Origin of the sequence: Pseudomonas japonica (assembly GCF_013522925.1) — a bacterium.
Classification (GTDB): domain Bacteria; phylum Pseudomonadota; class Gammaproteobacteria; order Pseudomonadales; family Pseudomonadaceae; genus Aquipseudomonas; species Aquipseudomonas japonica_A.
Genome location: NZ_JAAMQU010000006.1, coordinates 309929 through 328550 on the forward strand (window position 1 = coordinate 309929; position 18622 = coordinate 328550).

At 63.8% G+C, this 18622-nt stretch carries 17 protein-coding genes and 1 pseudogene; 8 read left to right on the forward strand and 10 right to left on the reverse strand.

Annotated elements, in window-relative coordinates:
* The first annotated feature begins 84 nt into the window (after positions 1–84).
* From G7016_RS12435 to G7016_RS12445, 3 genes are read left to right on the forward strand one after another with little or no spacing between them, the layout of a single operon-like run.
* Positions 85–858, forward strand: a complete 774-nt coding sequence (locus G7016_RS12435) for a substrate-binding periplasmic protein (RefSeq protein WP_181114529.1) — start codon at positions 85–87, stop codon at positions 856–858.
* Complete coding sequence (locus G7016_RS12440) at positions 855–2195, forward strand: GGDEF domain-containing protein (protein WP_258195159.1); 1341 nt, start codon at positions 855–857, stop codon at positions 2193–2195. The genes G7016_RS12435 and G7016_RS12440 overlap by 4 nt, the downstream gene beginning before the upstream one ends.
* On the forward strand, positions 2192–2926 hold the full coding sequence (locus tag G7016_RS12445; RefSeq protein ID WP_181114531.1) for a substrate-binding periplasmic protein: 735 nt from the start codon (positions 2192–2194) through the stop codon (positions 2924–2926). The genes G7016_RS12440 and G7016_RS12445 overlap by 4 nt, the downstream gene beginning before the upstream one ends.
* A 208-nt stretch (positions 2927–3134) precedes the next feature.
* Here the strand turns inward: G7016_RS12445 and G7016_RS12450 are convergent, their stop codons facing one another.
* Positions 3135–3452 (reverse strand): hypothetical protein, encoded by a 318-nt coding sequence (locus tag G7016_RS12450; protein ID WP_181114533.1) that lies wholly within the window; start codon positions 3450–3452, stop codon positions 3135–3137.
* Positions 3453–3570: 118 nt separating this feature from the next.
* Here G7016_RS12450 and gstA point away from each other — a divergent pair, with 118 nt between their 5' ends.
* From gstA to G7016_RS12465, 3 genes are read left to right on the forward strand one after another with little or no spacing between them, the layout of a single operon-like run.
* Positions 3571–4173: a glutathione transferase GstA gene (gene gstA / locus G7016_RS12455; RefSeq protein ID WP_181114535.1), complete on the forward strand. Its 603-nt coding sequence runs from the start codon at positions 3571–3573 to the stop codon at positions 4171–4173.
* Between the two features lie 45 nt (positions 4174–4218).
* Entirely contained in the window at positions 4219–5097 is an 879-nt protein-coding gene (locus G7016_RS12460; protein ID WP_181114537.1) for a DMT family transporter, read from the forward strand.
* Positions 5098–5113: 16 nt separating this feature from the next.
* Positions 5114–5839: an MBL fold metallo-hydrolase gene (locus G7016_RS12465; protein ID WP_181114539.1), complete on the forward strand. Its 726-nt coding sequence runs from the start codon at positions 5114–5116 to the stop codon at positions 5837–5839.
* Positions 5840–5849: 10 nt separating this feature from the next.
* On the opposite strand, the gene G7016_RS12470 is transcribed toward G7016_RS12465, so the two are convergent.
* From G7016_RS12470 to G7016_RS12490, 5 genes are all read right to left on the reverse strand, one after another.
* Positions 5850–6851, reverse strand: coding sequence for an ABC transporter substrate-binding protein (locus G7016_RS12470; RefSeq protein WP_181114541.1), 1002 nt, complete (start codon positions 6849–6851; stop codon positions 5850–5852).
* A gap of 122 nt (positions 6852–6973) precedes the next feature.
* A complete protein-coding gene (yfcF, locus tag G7016_RS12475; RefSeq protein WP_181114543.1) occupies positions 6974–7597 on the reverse strand; it encodes a glutathione transferase in 624 nt (207 codons plus the stop codon).
* A gap of 105 nt (positions 7598–7702) precedes the next feature.
* Positions 7703–9325 carry a methyl-accepting chemotaxis protein gene (locus G7016_RS12480; protein ID WP_181114546.1) on the reverse strand — a complete coding sequence of 541 codons (1623 nt, stop codon included), beginning with the start codon at positions 9323–9325 and terminating at the stop codon, positions 7703–7705.
* A gap of 114 nt (positions 9326–9439) precedes the next feature.
* Positions 9440–10210, reverse strand: a complete 771-nt coding sequence (locus tag G7016_RS12485) for a 3-hydroxybutyrate dehydrogenase (protein ID WP_181114549.1) — start codon at positions 10208–10210, stop codon at positions 9440–9442.
* Positions 10211–10293: 83 nt separating this feature from the next.
* Positions 10294–11502 carry a sugar transporter gene (locus G7016_RS12490; RefSeq protein WP_181114552.1) on the reverse strand — a complete coding sequence of 403 codons (1209 nt, stop codon included), beginning with the start codon at positions 11500–11502 and terminating at the stop codon, positions 10294–10296.
* A gap of 655 nt (positions 11503–12157) precedes the next feature.
* Here G7016_RS12490 and G7016_RS12495 point away from each other — a divergent pair.
* A pseudogene (locus G7016_RS12495) lies at positions 12158–12448 on the forward strand (RES family NAD+ phosphorylase).
* Here the strand turns inward: G7016_RS12495 and G7016_RS12500 are convergent.
* On the reverse strand, positions 12438–13520 hold the full coding sequence (locus G7016_RS12500) for an NAD(P)H-dependent flavin oxidoreductase (protein WP_181114554.1): 1083 nt from the start codon (positions 13518–13520) through the stop codon (positions 12438–12440). The pseudogene G7016_RS12495 and the gene G7016_RS12500 overlap by 11 nt on opposite strands.
* A 124-nt stretch (positions 13521–13644) precedes the next feature.
* On the opposite strand from G7016_RS12500, the gene G7016_RS12505 reads away from it, so the two are divergent.
* Entirely contained in the window at positions 13645–14100 is a 456-nt protein-coding gene (locus G7016_RS12505) for a MarR family winged helix-turn-helix transcriptional regulator (protein ID WP_181114557.1), read from the forward strand.
* An 80-nt stretch (positions 14101–14180) separates the two neighbouring features.
* Here G7016_RS12505 and G7016_RS12510 read toward each other — a convergent pair whose 3' ends face one another.
* The 3 genes from G7016_RS12510 to G7016_RS12520 all read right to left on the reverse strand — a co-directional run bounded on the left by G7016_RS12510 (position 14181) and on the right by G7016_RS12520 (position 18446).
* Positions 14181–16046: a feruloyl-CoA synthase gene (locus tag G7016_RS12510; RefSeq protein WP_181114560.1), complete on the reverse strand. Its 1866-nt coding sequence runs from the start codon at positions 16044–16046 to the stop codon at positions 14181–14183.
* Between the two features lie 52 nt (positions 16047–16098).
* Positions 16099–17547 carry an aldehyde dehydrogenase gene (locus G7016_RS12515; protein WP_181114563.1) on the reverse strand — a complete coding sequence of 483 codons (1449 nt, stop codon included), beginning with the start codon at positions 17545–17547 and terminating at the stop codon, positions 16099–16101.
* 68 nt (positions 17548–17615) lie between these two features.
* Complete coding sequence (locus G7016_RS12520; RefSeq protein ID WP_181114565.1) at positions 17616–18446, reverse strand: p-hydroxycinnamoyl CoA hydratase/lyase; 831 nt, start codon at positions 18444–18446, stop codon at positions 17616–17618.
* Between the last annotated feature and the right edge of the window lie 176 nt (positions 18447–18622).

An 18622-nucleotide genomic window follows, 5' to 3' on the forward strand; every position in this document is an offset into this window, starting at 1 on the left:
CAGGGGCAGGTAAACAGTCAAGTTGCGCGGCCGGATGCCGATAGCCTAGGCACACCCCTTCCACCCCGGTGACGGAGAGCGATCATGCCCACTGCCTGGCCCTTGCGCGGATTACGCGCCGCATTCGCGGCCGCGCTGCTGTGCGCGGCGTTGCCGAGCCTGGCCGGGCCGTTGCAGGTGGTCACCGAGGAATTGCCACCCTATAACATGACGTCTGGCACGGATATCACCGGGTTGAGCACCGAGGTGGTGGAAGCGGTATTCAAGGAAATGGGCATTGCGCCACGGATCCAGGCCATGCCCTGGGCAAGGGCCTATGACCTCGCCCTGCATGCCGACAATGTGATGATCTACTCCATCACCCGCACGCCTGAACGCGAAGCGTTATTCCAATGGGCTGGCCCCATCGCACCCACGCGCTGGTTCCTGTTCTCCAGCGAGGCGCGGCCGGTGGACCTGACCAGCCTGCAGGAGGCCCTGGAAAAGCGTTATCAGATCGCCACGGTCAACCAGGATGTGGGCGAGCAGTTCCTGCTGAGCCACCACTTCGAGATCGGCCAGACCCTTCAGCAGAGCAACCACTACGCGCTCAACTACGAAAAGCTCAAGCGCGGCCATGTGGCGTTGTGGATTTCCGACGAGCTCAACGCGGCCTACACCGCTCGTAACGCGGGCGACGACGCCGCAGCGGTACTGCACCGCAGCCTTGAGCTGCCGGAGCTCGAAGACGGTGGCTTCAGCGCCGCCTTCAGCCTTGCCACGCCGCCGCAAACAGTAGACGCCTTTCGCGCGGCCCTCCAGCGGCTGCGCAGCGACGGCCGCTACGACGCCATCGTGCACAAGTGGTTAGCCCCTTGAACACAGACCATTACGACGATCCCACGCACCCCAGCATGAACGCCGAACGCCCGCTGGCTCATCGGCTAGTGGTGGCGACCCTGGTGTTTTGCCTTGTGTTTACCTTCGCCACGGTGTGCGTGCGCACCTGGTTTGCCTGGAACAGCGGCGTACAGACCATGAACAGCGAGCTGGCGCTGATCGATCAGGTGTTCCAGGGTTCGCTGTCCAAGGCAATCTGGGAAATGGACCGCGACAGCCTCGAAGCGCAGCTCAAAAGCGTGGTCGAGGCGGCGCCAGTGGGCCGGGTAACGTTACGCATTCCGCGCCCGGAGCGGGCCGAAGAAGTGCTGGTGCGCGAGCGCGCAGGGTTCCTCGGTACCGGCCCGGCCCCTGTTCTGACCCGGGCCCTGACCGTTTCGCCCTACCCCGGCGCCGTACAGCCGGTGGGCACGCTGGTGATCGAAGGCGACCCAGGCCTGCTGCGGCAGCGCCTGTGGAAAGAAGTGTGGACCATCATGCTCACCCAGATCATCCAGGCCCTGGCGCTGGCCGGCATCACCATGCTGATGTTCAACGGCCTGGTGACCGTGCACGTGCGCCATATTGCCCACCACCTCGAACGGCTCACCCCCGCCAACCTTGCCGAGCGGCTGCGGCTGGGGCGCCTCGGCAACCGCAATGACGAGCTTGACCTGCTGACCGTTCGCATCAACGCCTTGCAGGACAACATGGCGCAATACCTGGAATTGCAGCATCAGGCCGAACTGGCCCTGGCCGCCAGCCGTGATCACCTGGCGCTGGAAGTGGAACAGCGCACCGCCGAACTGGTGGCCGCGAATGAACAGCTGCAGAGCCTGTCCCGGCTGGACCCGCTCACGGGCCTTGCCAACCGCCGCTATTTCGATGAGCTCAAAGATGCCGAATTCAACCGCGCACTGCGCAGTGGTCGCCCGCTTACCGTGCTGATGTGTGACGTGGACTTCTTCAAGCGCTACAACGATACCCACGGCCATGGCGGCGGCGATGTCTGCCTGCGCCTGGTTGCCGACACCATGAAAGCCCTGTTCATGCGCAGCGGCGAAGTGATTGCCAGGCTGGGTGGTGAAGAGTTCGCGGTGCTGCTGCCCGGTAGCGATGCCGCGCATGCGCGCCAGGCGGGGGAACGCCTGCGCCAGGCACTGGCGGCCCGGCAGATCCCGCATGGCGCCTCGCCCATCTCCCCGTACCTTACCGTAAGCATTGGCATCGCCGAGCTCGAGCCGTCGGCGATGACTGTGTTCGATCAACTCCTGCACCGCGCCGACGAGGCGCTGTACCGGGCCAAGAATGGAGGCCGCAACCGAGTATGCGAATGATCACATCACGCTTGCGCAAAGGCCTGGTCGGGCTTGCGCTGGTATTGACCGCCGGCCACGCCGAGGCCGCGCGCCTGGAAGCGATCACCGAGGAGTCTTCATACAGCTACCTCGAAAACGGCCGCGTCGCCGGCCCTGCGTCCGAAGTGGTGATGGCCACCCTCAAACAGGCCGGCCTTACCGATTACGCCATGGCGATCTACCCATGGGCCCGTGCCTACGACATTGCGCTGGCCGAGCCGGATGTGCTGATCTATCCGATCATCCGCACTCAGGAGCGTGAGCGGTTGTTCAGGTGGGTGGGAGAGTTCGAGGAAATCCAGACCGTGCTCTACAAACTCCAGGGCCACGACGGCCTGGATGTGCACGAACTGGCCGATGTCAAGGCCTTCAACATGGGCGTGGTGCGGGACGACGTCCGTCACCAATATTTGCGCAACGAAGGCTTCACCCGTTTGGTGATCTCGGCATCTCCCATGGATAACCTGCGCAAGCTGCTGGCGGGCCAGGTGGACTTCGTGCCGCTCTCCCCGCGCGACGCCCGGCGGTTCTGCGAGCAGCTGCACATACCCTTCTACACGCTCGAGCCGGTGATGACCCTGGAACAGATCACCGCCCACGCCTACCTGGCATTCAGCCTGGGCACGCCCGACGACGTGGTGCGCCGCGCCACCGAAGCGTTCGAGCAGCTCAAGCAGCGCGGCGAACTTGCGAGGATCATGGCGCCCTGATTTGCGGCGGGAGAGGTTGATTCAACTATCTGAATTGACGCAGCTGATGCTTCACGAGCCAGGACCAAAACGGCAAATGGCTTCCCACAAGATGTGGGAAGCGGGCGGTAGCTCGCGAATGCTTTGGGGATTGCAATGAGGTTTTGAAGCCTGAAGGGTATTCCCCGGCTGCGCCGGGTCCCACAGCTTTGAGCTGAGGCCCGCCCGGTCAGCCGGCTACGTCGGCGGGAAAGAACTCCCCTTCCAAACCTTGCTCCATCAGCCGCTGCTCTACCAGAGGGCGGATACGCGCTGCGGTTTCCGGCGCCTCGGGCTGAGCAACCCGCAACCACACGCGGCGCACGTTCTGCTCGTGGGTGCCTTCGCTGAGCATGTCATGGCTCACCACCGGCCGGCCCCGCCACAGGCACTGGCCGCTGGGGTGCACGCTGGCTTCAGGGTCCGCCCCGGGCGGCACCAGCCACAACTCAACGGCACCTCGCAGGTCCGCTGTATTGATATGCGCTTCATCGATCGCTATGTTCATGGGGCTCCTGGCTAGAAAAAAGGCCTCGTTGCTGAGAGTTCGCCAAAGGCAGCGCGTTCCCTTGTGCCTCGAGCACTCCCGCCGCCGCGCGCGGCACCGCCCATAACAAGGATTTGCCATGAAACTGTTCTACCTGCCTGGTGCCTGTTCCCTGGCGCCTCACATCGTGCTGTGCGAAACCGCTACGCCTGTCACCCTGGTGAAAGTGGACCGTGCCACCAAGCAAACGGACACCGGCGAGAATTACCTGGACATCAACCCCAAGGGCTACGTACCCGCCGTGCAGTTGGACGACGGCAGCGTACTGACCGAAGCGCAGGTGGTGTTGCAGTACCTGGGCGACCAGCACCCGGATCGCGGCCTGGCGCCGGCCGCCGGTACCGCCGAGCGTTACAAGCTGCAAGAGTGGTTGAGCTTCGTTTCCACCGAGCTGCACAAAACGATGGGCTCGTTCTTCAACCCGAAACAAACGCCGGAATGGCGTGAGGTAATGACAGGGCTGTTGGGCCAGCGCCTGAACTGGCTGGAGAAGCAACTGGAAGGACGGGAGTTTGTGCTCACTGATTTCAGCGTGGCCGACGCCTACCTGTTCACCGTGCTGAACTGGGCCGGCCGGGCGAAATTCGACCTCACCCCATGGCCTGCCGTAGTGGCCTACCACCAGCGGCTGAGCCAGCGCCCCTCCGTCCAGCAGGCGATGAAAGAAGAAGGCCTGCTGTAACTCCACTTCCCGCCCCTGCGGGGGCGGCTGTCTTGCGGGCTCTCGATGAAGCGGTCCCACGCCTTTGCGCAGCTACATGCCGCCGCCCTGCTCTACGGGCTGTCGGCGCTGTTCGGCCAGGCGCTCAGCGCCAGCCCGGTAATGATCGTGCTTGGCCGTGCGGCCTTTGCGCTTGCGGTATTGCTGCCCCTGTGTGCCTGGCGTCGCAGCGCCCCCTGGCACGCTTTGCCCCCCCGGGACAGCGTAAAGCTGGTGCTGTTGGGTACCGCGCTCGCCGTGCACTGGCTGTTATTCTTCGTTGCCATTCAGGTAGGCGGGGTTGCCGTCGCCACCTTGGGTTTCGCCACGTTCCCGGCGTTCACCGCACTGGGTGAGCGCCTGCTGTTTTCTCACCCTATGGCCGGCAAGGACTGGGCAATCATCGGCCTGGCCAGCCTGGGGCTGATGCTCGTCGGGCCCGCCGGCGGCGCCAGCCACAACGCGCTTGCCGGGCTTGGCTGGGGCGTGCTCAGCGGGGCCACCTACGCGGGTATCGCCATCGCCAACAAACGCATGAACCTCCAGGCCGATGGCTTGCACCTGAGCGTGTGGCAAATGGTAGGCATCGTGCTTGCGCTGTTACCCTTCGCTGGCGATCAATGGGGCCTGTTGAGCGCCAAGGACTGGCTGCTACTGGCCGGGCTGGGCGTGTTATGCACCGGGGTGGCGTATACCCTGTTCATTGGCTCGCTCAAGGTGGTAAGCGCCAACACCGCCGCTGTAGTGATTGCCATGGAGCCGGTGTATGCCATTGTGGGCGCCTGGCTGCTGTTCGGTGACCGCCCTACCCTGGCAATGGTCGCTGGCGGAGGGCTGATTCTGTGCGCGGTGGCCTGGGCGGGCCAGCGTCCCGACACGGCGGGCGAAACCGCCTCACAGCATTGATCTGCGGAGTGTGCCCTTGAAGATCGTAACGCGTGACAGCTGGTTCGAAGTGATCAGCAAGGCTGACGGTGTGAAGCTGATTCACGAGCCTTGGGTGCGGCCATTCTATCGCTGTAACCTGTGGCACGTGAGCGGTCGGGACCGGGACGTGCTGGTGGATACAGGCTCCGGCGTGGTCAGCCTGCGCGAGCAGCTGCCGTGGCTCACGGAGCGCCCGTTGCTGGCCGTGGCCAGCCATACCCATTTTGACCACATCGCTGGCCACCATGAATTCCCCGAGCGGCTGGTGCATCCTGCCGAAGCGCACATTCTTGCAAACCCCACCAATGACGCCACCCTGGCATCGAGCTTTATAGGCGACGAGATGTTCGAGGCGCACCCGGATTGCCCACTGTGTTATGCGGAGTATCGGGTCCGGGCAGCGCCAGCAACGCGGCTGATCGAGGACGGTGACGTGATTGACCTGGGCAATCGGGTGCTTCAAGTGATCCACACACCGGGGCATTCGCCCGGAGGCATCAGCCTGTTTGAAGCCAGCACGGGCACCCTGTTCAGCGGTGACATCATTTATGACGGCCCGCTGATCGAGGATGCCTACCATTCAAACCTGGACGCATACCGCCAGAGCCTGGAACGGCTTGCCGCCTTGCCGGTGCGAACGGTACACGGGGGGCATTTCCCAAGCTTTTCCGGCGAGCGCCTCAGCGGCATGATCCACCACTGGCTGGCGACTCACACCTAGCCGATCACGGTCAGCTGCCGGCGTCGCCATGGGCTTCCTCGAAGAAGTAATCCTTCCAGCTGGCCGCCTTGTTCTTCAGAACGCCCAGTTCCTGCAACTGCTCGGCATAGATATAGGTACGCTGCGGCACCACGGTGAAGTCGATTTCAGGGTCCTGAACGATCTTCTCAATGAACGGCAACGGCAGCTTCGATTGCTCTACCCGCAGGTAGGTTTGTGCAGCGGCGGGTTTGTTTGCCTTGATGATCTGCGAGGCCTCTACCAGCGCGGCATAAAACGCCTTGTAGGTTTTGGGGTTTTCGTCGTGGAATTTCTGGGTGGTGTAGAGCACGTTGAACGTGGCCGGGCCGCCGAGGATGGCATAGGAGCTGAGCACCTTGTGCACCTTGGGGTTTTCCAGCTCCTGGTACTGGAACGGCGGGCTGGAGAAGTGCGCGGTGATCTCCAGGCCACCCGAAATCATGGCCGACGTGGCGTCCGGGTGCGGCAGGCTGATGGACAGGTTGTCAAAGCGCTTGAAGTCGTCCTTGCCAAAGACCTTGGCGGTTTCCAGCTGCAGCGTGCGGGACTGGAACCCCACCCCGGCAGCCGGCACAGCGATGCGGTCCTGGTCGGTGAAGTCCTTCAGGGTTTTCACCTCGGGTCGGTTGCTCAGGAGGTAGTTGGGCATCGAGCCCAGGGACGCAATGGCCTTCACGTTCTGCTTGCCGCGGGTGCGGTCCCATACGGTGAGCATCGGCGGCACGCCTGCAGACACCACGTCCAGCGCACCGGCCAGGAGCGCCTCGTTCATGGCGGTGGCGCCCGAGATGCTGCTCCAGTCCACGCTGATGTCCAGGCCTTCGGCCTTGCCGTGCTTCTCGATCAGGTGCTGGTCGCGCATCACGTCCAGGATGAGGTAACCGATGCCCAATTGCTGGGCGATGCTGATCTTGCCTTCCGCCTGCACGCCTTGGGCAGTAATACCGCCGATCACAGCGGCCAGCAGGGCAATAGAACGTACCGAAGCCATGGGTGCTCTCTTGGGTAGTGGAATGAGAGGCGCCGAGCGCGCCGCCACGCTCGCTGCGGGCGGCGCCAGCTTAGAAGCATAAGAACCGAAATTTAAATACCCTTAATGCATAACCATATGCTTCAGGCACCGAGGGCGCACCAGGCTTGTACCGAAGGCCGCTGCCATTGCTCCAGCACATACGCACGCAGCCGTTCAGGCACCGGGTCGCCATGGCTTACCAGGCGGTTGAGCATCAGCGCCAGGTCTACATCGGCCAAGCTCCATTGGCCGAACAGGTGGCTCGCACCCAGCGGCAACAGGGCTTCGGCGGCAGCGATCAGCTTGGTGGCCGCCGTTTGGGCATCCGCAGACAACGGCCCTCGCCGTTCGCCTCGGAAAATCACCTCGGTAGGCCGCGCCTGGCGCAGCGCCGCCAGGTCGCTGCGCAACCAGGCCTGTACCTGTCGCGCGCGGGCACGGGATTGAGGGTCGGCCGGGTACAGTGGCACTTGCGGAAAGAGTTCGTCGAGGTACTCAGTGATGGCGGTGGATTCAGCCAGCGCAAAGCCATCATGCACCAACGTAGGCACGCGACGGGTTGGCAGGCGCTCGGCCAACGCGCCAGTCACGTTCTCGGCTGCGGCCAAATCTACGGTGACGGTATCGAACGCCAGGCCCTTCTCCTGCAACGCTACATACACGGACAAGGCGAAGGGGCTGGTGAAGCGGCTATCCACGTAGAGGGTGAAATGATTGTCGACCATGCCGATGCTCCGTGGGTGAAGGGAGCCTGAGCATAGAAGCCGGCGTCGAAGAAATGAAATGGAAAGGTTTCATTGCTCCGATGCCGGCCAGGAATAGCCTTATGGCTACATATGGAAGCGCGCCACCATGGCCTGCAGCTGGTGCGACAGGGTAGACAGCGACTGGCTGGCCGCGTCGATCTGCGCGGCGCCTTCGGACGTTTGTACCGACAAGTCGCGGATGTTGACCAGGTTGCGGTCGATTTCCCGCGCCACCGAGGCCTGTTCCTCCGAGGCGCTGGCGATCACCAGGTTGCGCTCGTGGATCTCGCCCACGGCCTTGGCCATCTCGTCCAGGGCGGTACCGGCAACCTGGGCCTCGTGCATAGTGGTTTGCACCTGCTGCTGGTTGGCTTCCATGGTGGCCACCACCGTAGAGGTGCCTGCCTGGATCGCGCCGACCATTTCTTCGATTTCCCGCGTGGAGGCTTGGGTGCGCCCGGCCAGCGCGCGCACTTCGTCTGCTACTACGGCAAAGCCACGGCCTGCCTCGCCTGCCCGAGCCGCCTCGATGGCCGCGTTCAGGGCCAACAGGTTGGTTTGCTCGGCGATGCCACGGATCACGTCCAGCACCTTGCCGATTTCCTGCGAGCGCCCCGCCAGTTCACGCACCTGCCCCGAGGCACTGACCGCGTTCTGGCTCATGCGCTGGATCGACTGCAACGTGGTGTCCACGCGCTGGCGACCCTGCTGCGAGGACTTCGCGCAGTGCTCGGAGGCATCGGCGGTGGACGTGGCATTGCGCGCCACTTCCTCTACGGCGGTGGTCATCTCCGTCACTGCCGTGGCGGCCTGCTCCACTTCCTGATGCTGGCGCCCCAAGTCGTTGGCGGTCTGGTGCGTGATGGCGGTCATCTGCTCTGCTGCCGCGGACAACTGGTGCGAGGAATCGCCGATCAACCGCAAGGTGTCGATCAGGCTTTGCTTCATCACTGCCAGCGCCTGCAGCAACTGCGCCGGTTCATCCTCGCCCTCGGGCTGGATCGCTGCGGTGAGGCGGCCATCGGCAATCTGCCGTGCCACGTCGATCGCATGGTTCAGCGGCCGCACGATACTGCGGGTCAGCAGCCACGCCAGCAATACGGTGAGGGCAAACACCACTACCAGCGCGATAACGGTGGCGCGGACCGCCACGTCGTAATCCGCACGGGCCTGCTCGGTGAAGCGCGCCGCATTGTCGGCGTTGATTTTCACCAGCGCATTGAAGAGGTCGCCGGTTTTGTTGGATGCATCCTGGATAGGGCCATTGAGCACCTTGAGCATGCCGTCGGTGTCGTTGGCTTCAGACAAGCGCTGATAAGCATCCAGCTGGGTGTTGTAACCCGCCACCACTTGCTGCATCTGCGCAAAGGCCTCGCTGGCCGCGGGCGTCTTCACCGTCTGGTACGCAGCCATGGACTTGTCCAGTTCGCCGCGCAGGAACAACAGCCGGTCCACAGTGGGCTTAAGCACAGCGGGGTCGCGGTTCATCATCATGCGCAGGGTGATTACCCGAATGCCCAACTGGTTATCACGAATCTGCGCGATATAACGGGTGCCCGCGTGCGAAGTTTCTTCGGTGTACACCACCGCTTCACGCATGCGCGTGATCTGGTGAATGGAAAACAGCCCGAACGCGAGCATCAGTAATGCAATCAGGCCAAAGCTGACCAAGGCACGGGTGGCGATACGAAACCGGTTGAGTTGCATGCGAAGCTCCTTCTTGATGCCTGTTGATCGGCAGCGCGGCGCGAAAGATGAGCCGTTTGCCGGCAGGTAGCATCAAAATGTTTCAGCGAACCGGGCGCAAAGGCGCTAGCACCGTTATCGGGCTGTCCAGCCGCCGTCCATACTCCAGGCCGCCCCGCGTACCTGGCGGGCGGCGTCACTGCACAGAAAGGCCACGAGCTCGCCAAGCTGCTCAGGGGTCACAAACTCCAGCGACGGTTGCTTTTCAGACAACAGCTCCGCTTTCGCCTGCTCCGCTGTCAAGCCATTGGCCGCGTTGGCATCGATCTGCTGCTGCACCAGCGGCGTGAGCACAAAGCCCGGGCAGATAGCGTTGCAGGTGATGTTCAGTTGCGCCGTTTCCAGCGCCACTACCTTGGTAAGCCCTACCACGCCATGCTTGGCGGCCACGTACGCCGACTTGCCGGCTGAACCCACCAGGCCATGCGCCGAGGCGACGTTCACAATGCGCCCCCAGCCGCGGCTTTTCATGCCGGGCAGGCATAGGCGCGTGGCGTGGAACACCGAGGAGAGGTTGATCGCGATAATGGCGTCCCAGCGCTCTACGGGGAACTCCTCCACCGGGGCCACGTGCTGGATGCCAGCGTTGTTCACCAGGACGTCAACGCCGCCGAAGGCCGCTTCGGTGGCTTCAATAAGCGCGGCAATATCTTGCGGCTTACTTACATCCGCCGGGTGGTGGATGGCCTCGGCGCCGAGCGCCCTTATTTGTTCGAGTGCGGGCTGCGGGTCACCGAAGCCATTGAGGACCAGCCTGGCCCCGGCCTTTGCCAATACCTGGGCAATGCCCAGGCCGATACCACTGGTGGACCCGGTGACCAGGGCGGTCTTGCCGTGAAGCTGCATGCTGTTCTCCTTCAACGCCGACTATGCCTACACGGTAGCGGGGCCGCGCCAAGGCGCCAGCGTCGAAGAAAAAAAACCACACCCTAGTGCAAGGCGACCGGCGCGGCGCCCGGTTGCGGCACGGGTACGCCATATCGCCGGGTAGCCCATGCGCACAGTGCAAGCCCACCCACGGCGAGCGCACCGCCCACAAGCCCTACATGGGCAACACCCAGCTGGCTGGTAACCACGCTGCCCAGCAGGGCGCCGCCGCCAATGCCGATGTTGTAGATGCCCGAATGCAAGGCCATGGCCACGTCGGTGGCATCCGGTGCCAGGTTCAGTACGCGAGCCTGAAGCACCAGCCCGAAGCACATGATGAATATTCCCCAAAGGCCGCTCTGCAAGGCCAGCAACGGCAAGGTGCCCGCCACCGGCGCCATCGCCAGCAAACACACCGCCAGGCCGCCGATGACCGTAAGCAGCAGCCCACGCGGGAAGCGGTTGTTGTAGCGGCTGAACAGCAGGGAGCCGAGGATGCCAGCACCGCCGAATACCAGCAGCAAACCCGTGGTGGTTTCACCACGCAGCTGAGCCACCAGCGCCACGAACGGCTCGATATAGGTGTAGGCGCTGAAGTGGGCGGTGATTACCAGCGCCGTAAGCACGTACTGCAGCATCAGCGCTGGCCGCTTGAACAGCACCGGCAGGCTGCGCAGCGAACCGGAATTCTGGCTGGGCAGCGCTGGCAACGCGCGCACCAGCACCACCAAGGTGGCGCAGGCGGCTATGCCGATTGCCGCGAAGGTAGTGCGCCAGCCAAAGGCCTCGCCCAGTACCCGGCCCAGGGGAATACCCAACACCATGGCCAACGACGTGCCGGTGGCCAAAAGCCCCAAGGCCTGCACCTGGCGCCCGGGCGGTGCCACCCTTACCGCCAGCGACGCGGTGATGGACCAGAACACCGAATGAGCGAAGGCGATACCGATCCGGCACGCCAGCAACATCGCAAAGCTGTTGGCGAACGCCGACAACAGGTGGCACACCACGAAGAGGCCGAAGATGATCACCAACAACCGTCGCCGCTCGATGTTACGAGTAAGCAGCATGATCGGCAGGGAAATCACCGTCACGATCCAGGCATACACCGTGAGCATCAACCCGACCTGGGCAGTGGTCATCTCGAAGCTGCCACCGATGGCGGACAGCAACCCCACTGGCACGAACTCGGTGGTGTTGAAGATGAATGCCCCCAGCGCCAGGGCGATAACCCCCAGCCAGCTGTCGGAGCCGGACGTTGCCTGTGAACTCATGTTACTCACTCTGAATCAGGGCCCGCCCAGCGGAGTGCCGGTACGGAACGACGGAACAAGATCGCCCAACGCCTGGGCACGCGCACGCCGCTATGGACCATGGGCCAGAGCACGTGTGCGGTCTGATTATTATGGGAGGCATCGCGCGGGGTGTTTGCAGGGCGATGCTACCTTGGGTGGGTGAGGTGGGTAAATGGATCAATTGCAGATCTGCCCACATCACTACAGGCGCTGTTACACATCTAGGCTTCCCGCTCTGCCATCTGGCGTTATGATCGCGTCAGATGTCGTAACGAGGCACCTGTTCATGCGAAACAGCACCCCGGCGTCGAAAACCAGCAGAGTTGACCCCTCAGCTCGCAGCCGAACGGAACGGGTCGGCAAAAACCCGGTGGAGCTTTTGCTTCATGGACGAAGCGGCGACACCCGTCAGGCCATCATCCAGTACACCAAGGAAGGATTCAGCCTCACCGACGTGCGCAATATGCTCTCCACGTCGCAGCTCTATATGGAACATGGGCTGGTTCAACGTATTACGGGCAAGCCGCTCAGGACTGTCCAACGTCTTTCCAAAGGGGGCGAGGCTGTTCGGCTGAATCAACAGCAGAGTACCGTCGCGTTCCAGTATGCCCACACCCTGGAGCACGCCACTCGTGTGTTCGGTACACAGCAACTCGCCGAGGACTGGCTGAAAAAGCCATGCAAGAGCGGTATCGGTGCTCAAGTTACTGGGGGGCGGTGGAACCCACCCGGTCGCCGCGTGGTTTACGCGTCAACAGCAATTTGGTGATGCACTTCTAGCAAACATGAATTCGTTCTGCTTCCATCAGCTGTCACGCGTCACTCCTGGAACCTGCTCCTGAGTTGCGAGCTCGCTGCCGGCAAATTCAAACTGGTTTCCCAGGAACGCTTCGCGCTCGATACACGCCTGCTCGCTATGAGCTGACGCTCTGGGCTATGACCACAGGGTTACCCTCCTGCCACATCTCTTCTACCAACACCCTTACCAACTCGCCCGCCGGCATCGCTCGCGCCAGCGGTGCGCCCTGGCCTGCCCATTGCACCGCGAAGGCACCGCTGCCTTTGGCGGCAGCCGCAGCGGCGAGGGCTTTCTGGGCGTCGTAGGCCAGCGGGTAATCCGGAATGCCGGTGCTACCCAGGCTGGTGAAGTTGCGATTTACCAGGCCCCTCGCCGGGCGGCCGGAGATGGCCGCGGTAATACGGGTATCGTGGCCTCGCGGCCCCACCAGCGCCTCACGATAGGCCGGGCTGGCGGCGGATTCAGGGCAGCGAATGAACGCCGTACCCAGCTGTACGGCGCTAGCGCCAAGGTCAAGGCAGGCGCGGGCGGCTACGCCGTCCATGATCCCACCCGCTGCTATCAGCGGCAGGTTCACTCGCTGGGCAAGCAGGCGGACCAACGCCAACGTGCCTAACTGGGTATCCCGCGCAGGGTCGAAAACCCCACGGTGGCCGCCGGCTTCGTAACCTTGGGCAATCAACGCGTCCACGCCCGCTGCCACGGCCTGTTCGGCTTCTTCCAGCGAAGTGACCGAGCACAGCAGAACGGCACCTACTGCTTTCAGCGCTTCGATCGCCTCGGCACCCGGCAGGCCGAAATGGAAACTCACCGCCGCCGGGCGTGCGTCCAACAGCACCTCCAGCATGGAGTGGTTGCCCACGAAGGTCCGGTAGATTTCCTTCATGGTGGCGGGCGGGGTAGCCCCGAATTCCGCGAACAAAGGCACCAGGCCTTGAAGCCATCGGGCATCCACCTCCGGTTGCGCCTGGGCAGGTGCGTGGCAAAAGAGGTTGAGGTTCAACGGCCCGCAGGTGAGCGCGCGAGCCTCGGCGATCATCGCACGAGCCTGCTCGGAACTGCTGGCGCCCAGCCCCAGCGACCCCAGCCCGCCGGCATTGGACACTGCGGCGGCCAATGTCGGCGTGGAGACGCCTACCATGGGCGCCTGGATGATCGGCACGGTGATGTTCAGGCGCTGCAAGAGTGAATCCGGCATGGCGAGGGCTCCCGATGAAAATGCTGTGCCCAAGGGTAACCGCTTTTACTCCCGGCGCCAGTGCTTGCGCGGATACAGGGGAAATCCGTTACACTCCATAACGAGTTTTCCCGAGCCTGGCCCCATGACTGCTGACGCTATTGCCCCCACCCTCACCTCCGCCGTGCCCGGCCTCGATGACCTCGTGGGCTATGCCTTGCGGCGCGCGCAGATTCAGGTATTCCAGCACTTCGTAGAGCAGCTTGCGGCCTATGACTTGCGCCCGGCGCAGTTCTCCGCCTTGGCGATCATTCACGACGCACCAGGAATTACCCAGGCAGAACTTGCCCGTGGGCTGGCCATCGAGCCGCCCCAGGCAGTGCCTCTTCTTAACAAGCTAGAGGCCATGGGCCTGGCAGCGCGTATCCGCAGCAAGGCAGATAAACGCTCGTATGGCTTGTACCTGAGCAAGGCGGGCGAAACGCTGCTGGGCGAGTTGCAAGAGGTCGCTGCCAGAAGCGATGCCGCCGCCACCGCGAACCTCACCGATAGCGAACGTGCGCAGCTGTTGGGTTTGCTGCGCAAGGTGTACGCCGCGTAATTCGCAGGCCTGGCCTATACGCAGTCACGCCTGGCTCGGACCCTGTGGGACCTGGCGTAGCCAGGGAAGCCGCGTGCGCTTTACACAGGCTCGACTCTCAGCGGGTGCTCCCCGGCGTACAAGGCGTCGATCAAAAGGGCGCGATGCTCGTGCACGGCCCGCTGGTTGATCGAGCCCTTGTCAGTGATTTCGCCGCGATCGATCGACGGCGGTTCGCTGGCAAAAGCCGCCCAGGCCAGGCGGCTGGCGCTGCCGGTGGCGTCGCGGTTCAGCCGCTGTAACAGGTTGGCCAACCACTGGCGCAGCGGCGCGCTGCACAGTATTTCTTCGTCCGGCCGCCCCTCAGCCAGCCCGGCCAACGCCCGGCATTCGGGCATTCGCGGGAAAATCAGCAGCCCCAGCTGCTCCCGATCCGGCGCCAGCACCACCACGTCCAGCACATAAGGCGCGCCCTCGAGGATCACCCGCGTACGCAACGGCCCGACGCTCACAAATACGCCTGAGCTCAGCTTGAAGTCCTCGGCAATTCGGCCATCGAACATCAGGCCTTGCTGCGGGTCGGCGGGGTCGGCCAGGCGCAACGCATCGCCAGAGCGGTAAAAGCCTTCCTCGTCGAACGCCGCCTCGCTCTGCGCCGGTGACCGCCAGTAGCCCGGCATCACATGGGGGCCGCGAAAGCGGGCCTCGTACTTGCCGTCTACCGGGGCCAGTTTCACTTCGCAACCCGGGGCGGGCAGCCCCACATACCCGGCCAGCGACAGGGGCCCGGTAGTGAACGTGCAGGACGGCGAGGTTTCGGTCATGCCCAGCCCGGCCATCATGCGGATCCGCTCGCCACAATGTGCGATGGACACCCGGTCCAGGCGATCCCAGATGGCCTGGGACAAGCCGGCCCCGGCAAAGAAGAACAGTTTGATCCGAGCGAAGAAACGCTGGCGCAGCGCCTGGTCGATTTCCAGTGCCTTCACCAGTTCCTCCCAGCCTTTGGGCACGGTGAGGTACGCCGTAGGGGAGATCTCGCGAAGGTTCGCCAGGGTGTGCTCGAACGCCTGCGGGGTGGGCTTGCCATCGTCGATATACAGGGTGCCGCCGTTGTAGAGCACGATGCCCACGTTATGGCTGCCGCCGAAGGTGTGGTTCCAGGGTAGCCAGTCCACCAGCACCGGTGGCTCCTCGGCAAAGGCAGGAAAGGTCTGCAACAGCATCTGCTGGTTGGCGCAGAGCATGCCCTGGGTGGTGATCACCCCCTTGGGCAAATGCGTGGAACCGGAGGTGAACAGGAACTTGGCGATGTGTTCGGCGGTAAGCGCGTTGAATGCCGCGTCAGCCCTCGAGAGGTCGTTATCGCCCTCCAGATTGTCAAACTCCAAGGTATGGCGATGAGCGAGCTGCCCCTTCCCGAGAATCACCGGCACGCCTTCGGGGATCACGGCGCTGACAGCACCTTCGTAGGCGCCGTCTGCGGCATACACCAGCCCCGGCTGAAGGGTTTCCACGATGTGCCGCAGCTTGCCATAGTCTTTTGAAACCAGCGAATACGCCGGCGACACCGGGCAATACGGCACGCCGACATACAGCGCGGCCGTGGCCAGCACCACATGCTCGAGGTCGTTGCCGGAGAGAATCACCAGCGGACGCTCCGGCCCCAGGTTCTGCTCCAACAGCCAGGCACCCAGGCCGCGGGCCCGTTCCAGCATGCCGCTATAGGTAATGCGCTGCCAGGCGCCAGTAGCGTCGCGGCGGGCCACGAACGTGCGCTCGGGCGCTCCCTGCGCCCAATGCCGCAGGCGCTCCATCAGCCGCTGCGGGTAAGGTGCCAGGGCTTGCGTGGAATGTAGATACAAGGTGTCGCCTTCGCGCCGAACGCTGACGCCCGGCTGGCCGATGGCAACTGCGCGCAGCGGCGCCTGGAGCGCCTGTGGGGCGCCCAGTACGGAACTGTCCATTTTTCGCTACCTCTGCTGCCGCCCGGCCCGGCCAGGCGGCGCTTAATAGGGCTCAGATCGGGTAATGGCGGGGGCCGTGCTGCACCGTGACCCAGCGCAACTTGGTGAACTGCTCAACCGCTGCCTGGCCACCGAAGCTGCCGTAGCCGCTGGCTTTCACACCGCCGAAGGGCATCTGCGCTTCGTCGTGCACCGTGGGCCCGTTGATGTGGCAGATGCCCGATTCCAGTCGCTGCGCCAGCGCGAGGGCGCGGGTGACATCGCGGCTGAAAATAGCGGCGCTAAGCCCAAACGGAGAATCGTTGGCGGCCGCCAGCAGGGCCTCATCGCCTGCCGCCCGAATAACCACCGTCACCGGCCCGAACGACTCTTCGTGGTACAGCCGCATGTGCGGCTCTACCCGATCCAGCAGGCTGGGCTGCAGCACGCTGCCGTCGCGGCTGCCTTCCAATATGGCAACGGCCCCTTGGGCCACCGCCTCGCTGACCATGCCCGCCACGCGCTCGGCCGAGGCGGTATCCACCATAGAGGCCAAGGCGCACTGAGTGTCCTCGGGCGCACCTGCCCGCAAGCCACGCAAACGGCCCGCCAGCTTGTCCACGAATGCATCGGCCACGCGTTCGTCCACCACCAGCCGCTCGGTGGACATACAGATCTGCCCCTGGTTGAAGTACCCGCCGAACACGGCCGCATCGACAGCGGCGTCAAGGTCGGCGTCATGCAGCACCAGCAGCGGCGCCTTGCCACCCAACTCGAGCAACGCCGGCTTGAGGTGCCGAGCCGCCAGTTCGCCCACTACCCGGCCTACACGCGTGGAGCCGGTGAAATTGATGCGCCGCACCGCCGGGTTGGCGATCAGCCGCTCGACAATGGCCGGCGCATCGGCGGGGGCGTTGTTGATCACATTCACCACGCCATCGCCCAGCCCTGCTTCGTGAAGCACCTGGCCGATCAGGCGATGAGTGCCGGGGCTGGCTTCCGAGGCCTTGAGCACCACGGTGTTGCCGCACGCGAGGGGCATGGCGATCGCGCGGGTCGCCAGGATTACCGGCGCGTTCCAGGGGGCGATGCCCAGTACCACGCCTACCGGTTGGCGCAGCGCCATGGCGAGGCTGCCGGGCACGTCCGAAGGGATAACCTGCCCCTGGATCTGGGTAGTCATGGCAGCCGCTTCACGCAGCATGTTGGCGGCCAGCTTCACGTTGAAGCCGAACCAGTCGGCCTTGGCACCGGTTTCGGCAGCCAGCGCCATGAACTGTGGCTGGGCCGCCTGCAGGGCGTCCGCCGCCCGAAGCAACCGCGCACGGCGCTCGCCAGGGGGCAGCGCCGACCAGGTTGCAAATGCCTGGCTGGCGGCCGCGACGGCTGCGTCCGCATCTTCCAGCGTGGCGGCACTCACCACCGACACCACCTCGCCCGTGACCGGGTGGCAACGCTGGAAGGTCTTTCCATCACTGCTCGGGCGGGCCTGGCCGCCGATCAGCAGGGGCACTTCGAACATGGACATTCCTCTTTGTTATCGTTGTCGGGAATCGCCAGCGGCCGGGCGCTCGGGGCGCCCTCCTCGCTTTACCGCTTGTACGCTTGCAGGCCCGGCTTGATGCTCTTGTCATCCAGAAACTGCTTGAGGCCCTGCTCACGGCCGCGCTCAGGGTCGCGCAACTGCGCCTGATCGAGCTTGGCGTACAGGTAATCCTCGTTCTGCTCCCAGGTCAATTCCCGGCAGCGCTTGAAGCCGTTCTTGGCGGCCCGCAGCACCACTGGGTTCTTGTCGAGCAGGTCCTGGCACAGCAGGATCACTTCCTCGCGCAGCTGTGCCAGTGGCACGCTCTTGTTCACCAGGCCCATACGGGCGGCTTCAGGCCCCTCGAAGGTCTTCCCGGTCATGATGTAATACAGCGCCTGGCGATGGCCTACGGTATCGGCCATGGCCTTGCTCACCAGGTTGCCGGGCGGGATGCCCCAGTTGATTTCGGACAGGCCGAAGGTGGCCTCGTCGGCGCAGATGGCCAGGTCGCAGGCCACCAACGGGCTGAAACCACCGCCGAAGCACCAGCCGTTGACCATCGCGATGGTGGGCTTGCTATACATGCGCAGCAGCTTCCACTGCCACTCCGAAGCGTCGCGGCGAATACGTTCCTGGAACACTTCCGGGGCGGCGTCGACTTCGCGGAAGTATTCCTTGAGGTCCATGCCCGCGGTCCAGGCGGTGCCAGCGCCGGTGAGGACCACTACACGGGCGTCTGCGTCCTGCTCGAGCGTTTCCAGCACGTCGCGCATTTCGCGATTGAGCGTGGGGCTCATGGCGTTGCGTTTTTCGGGCCGGTTAAAGGTGACCCAGCCAATGCCGTCTTCCACCTGCACAGTCACGGTTTGCCAGCGGTTGTCGTAGCTGCCCATCACACACCTCTTGTTCGTTGTTGTAGCGGTGAAGCGACGTTACGCCGCCCATATAGTTATGTCAATTAACTATTATCCGAATTATCTATCTGCCAGCGCGGGGGTGGCCGACGCACCGTCGTGGGTGGAGCGCTGGCGCAATAGGCTCAGGGCCGCGACGGCAGCGATTACCAGCC

What these genes read in the sequence shown, in the direction of transcription:
- G7016_RS12435 (WP_181114529.1), top strand. Translation starts at nt 85, where the DNA reads ATGCCCACTGCCTGGCCCTTGCGCGGATTACGCGCCGCATTCGCGGCC.
- G7016_RS12445 (WP_181114531.1), top strand. Translation starts at nt 2,192, where the DNA reads ATGATCACATCACGCTTGCGCAAAGGCCTGGTCGGGCTTGCGCTGGTA.
- G7016_RS12450 (WP_181114533.1), bottom strand. Translation starts at nt 3,452, where the DNA reads ATGAACATAGCGATCGATGAAGCGCATATCAATACAGCGGACCTGCGA.
- gstA (WP_181114535.1), top strand. Translation starts at nt 3,571, where the DNA reads ATGAAACTGTTCTACCTGCCTGGTGCCTGTTCCCTGGCGCCTCACATC.
- G7016_RS12460 (WP_181114537.1), top strand. Translation starts at nt 4,219, where the DNA reads ATGAAGCGGTCCCACGCCTTTGCGCAGCTACATGCCGCCGCCCTGCTC.
- G7016_RS12470 (WP_181114541.1), bottom strand. Translation starts at nt 6,851, where the DNA reads ATGGCTTCGGTACGTTCTATTGCCCTGCTGGCCGCTGTGATCGGCGGT.
- yfcF (WP_181114543.1), bottom strand. Translation starts at nt 7,597, where the DNA reads ATGGTCGACAATCATTTCACCCTCTACGTGGATAGCCGCTTCACCAGC.
- G7016_RS12480 (WP_181114546.1), bottom strand. Translation starts at nt 9,325, where the DNA reads ATGCAACTCAACCGGTTTCGTATCGCCACCCGTGCCTTGGTCAGCTTT.
- G7016_RS12485 (WP_181114549.1), bottom strand. Translation starts at nt 10,210, where the DNA reads ATGCAGCTTCACGGCAAGACCGCCCTGGTCACCGGGTCCACCAGTGGT.
- G7016_RS12490 (WP_181114552.1), bottom strand. Translation starts at nt 11,502, where the DNA reads ATGAGTTCACAGGCAACGTCCGGCTCCGACAGCTGGCTGGGGGTTATC.
- G7016_RS12500 (WP_181114554.1), bottom strand. Translation starts at nt 13,520, where the DNA reads ATGCCGGATTCACTCTTGCAGCGCCTGAACATCACCGTGCCGATCATC.
- G7016_RS12505 (WP_181114557.1), top strand. Translation starts at nt 13,645, where the DNA reads ATGACTGCTGACGCTATTGCCCCCACCCTCACCTCCGCCGTGCCCGGC.
- G7016_RS12510 (WP_181114560.1), bottom strand. Translation starts at nt 16,046, where the DNA reads ATGGACAGTTCCGTACTGGGCGCCCCACAGGCGCTCCAGGCGCCGCTG.
- G7016_RS12515 (WP_181114563.1), bottom strand. Translation starts at nt 17,547, where the DNA reads ATGTTCGAAGTGCCCCTGCTGATCGGCGGCCAGGCCCGCCCGAGCAGT.
- G7016_RS12520 (WP_181114565.1), bottom strand. Translation starts at nt 18,446, where the DNA reads ATGGGCAGCTACGACAACCGCTGGCAAACCGTGACTGTGCAGGTGGAA.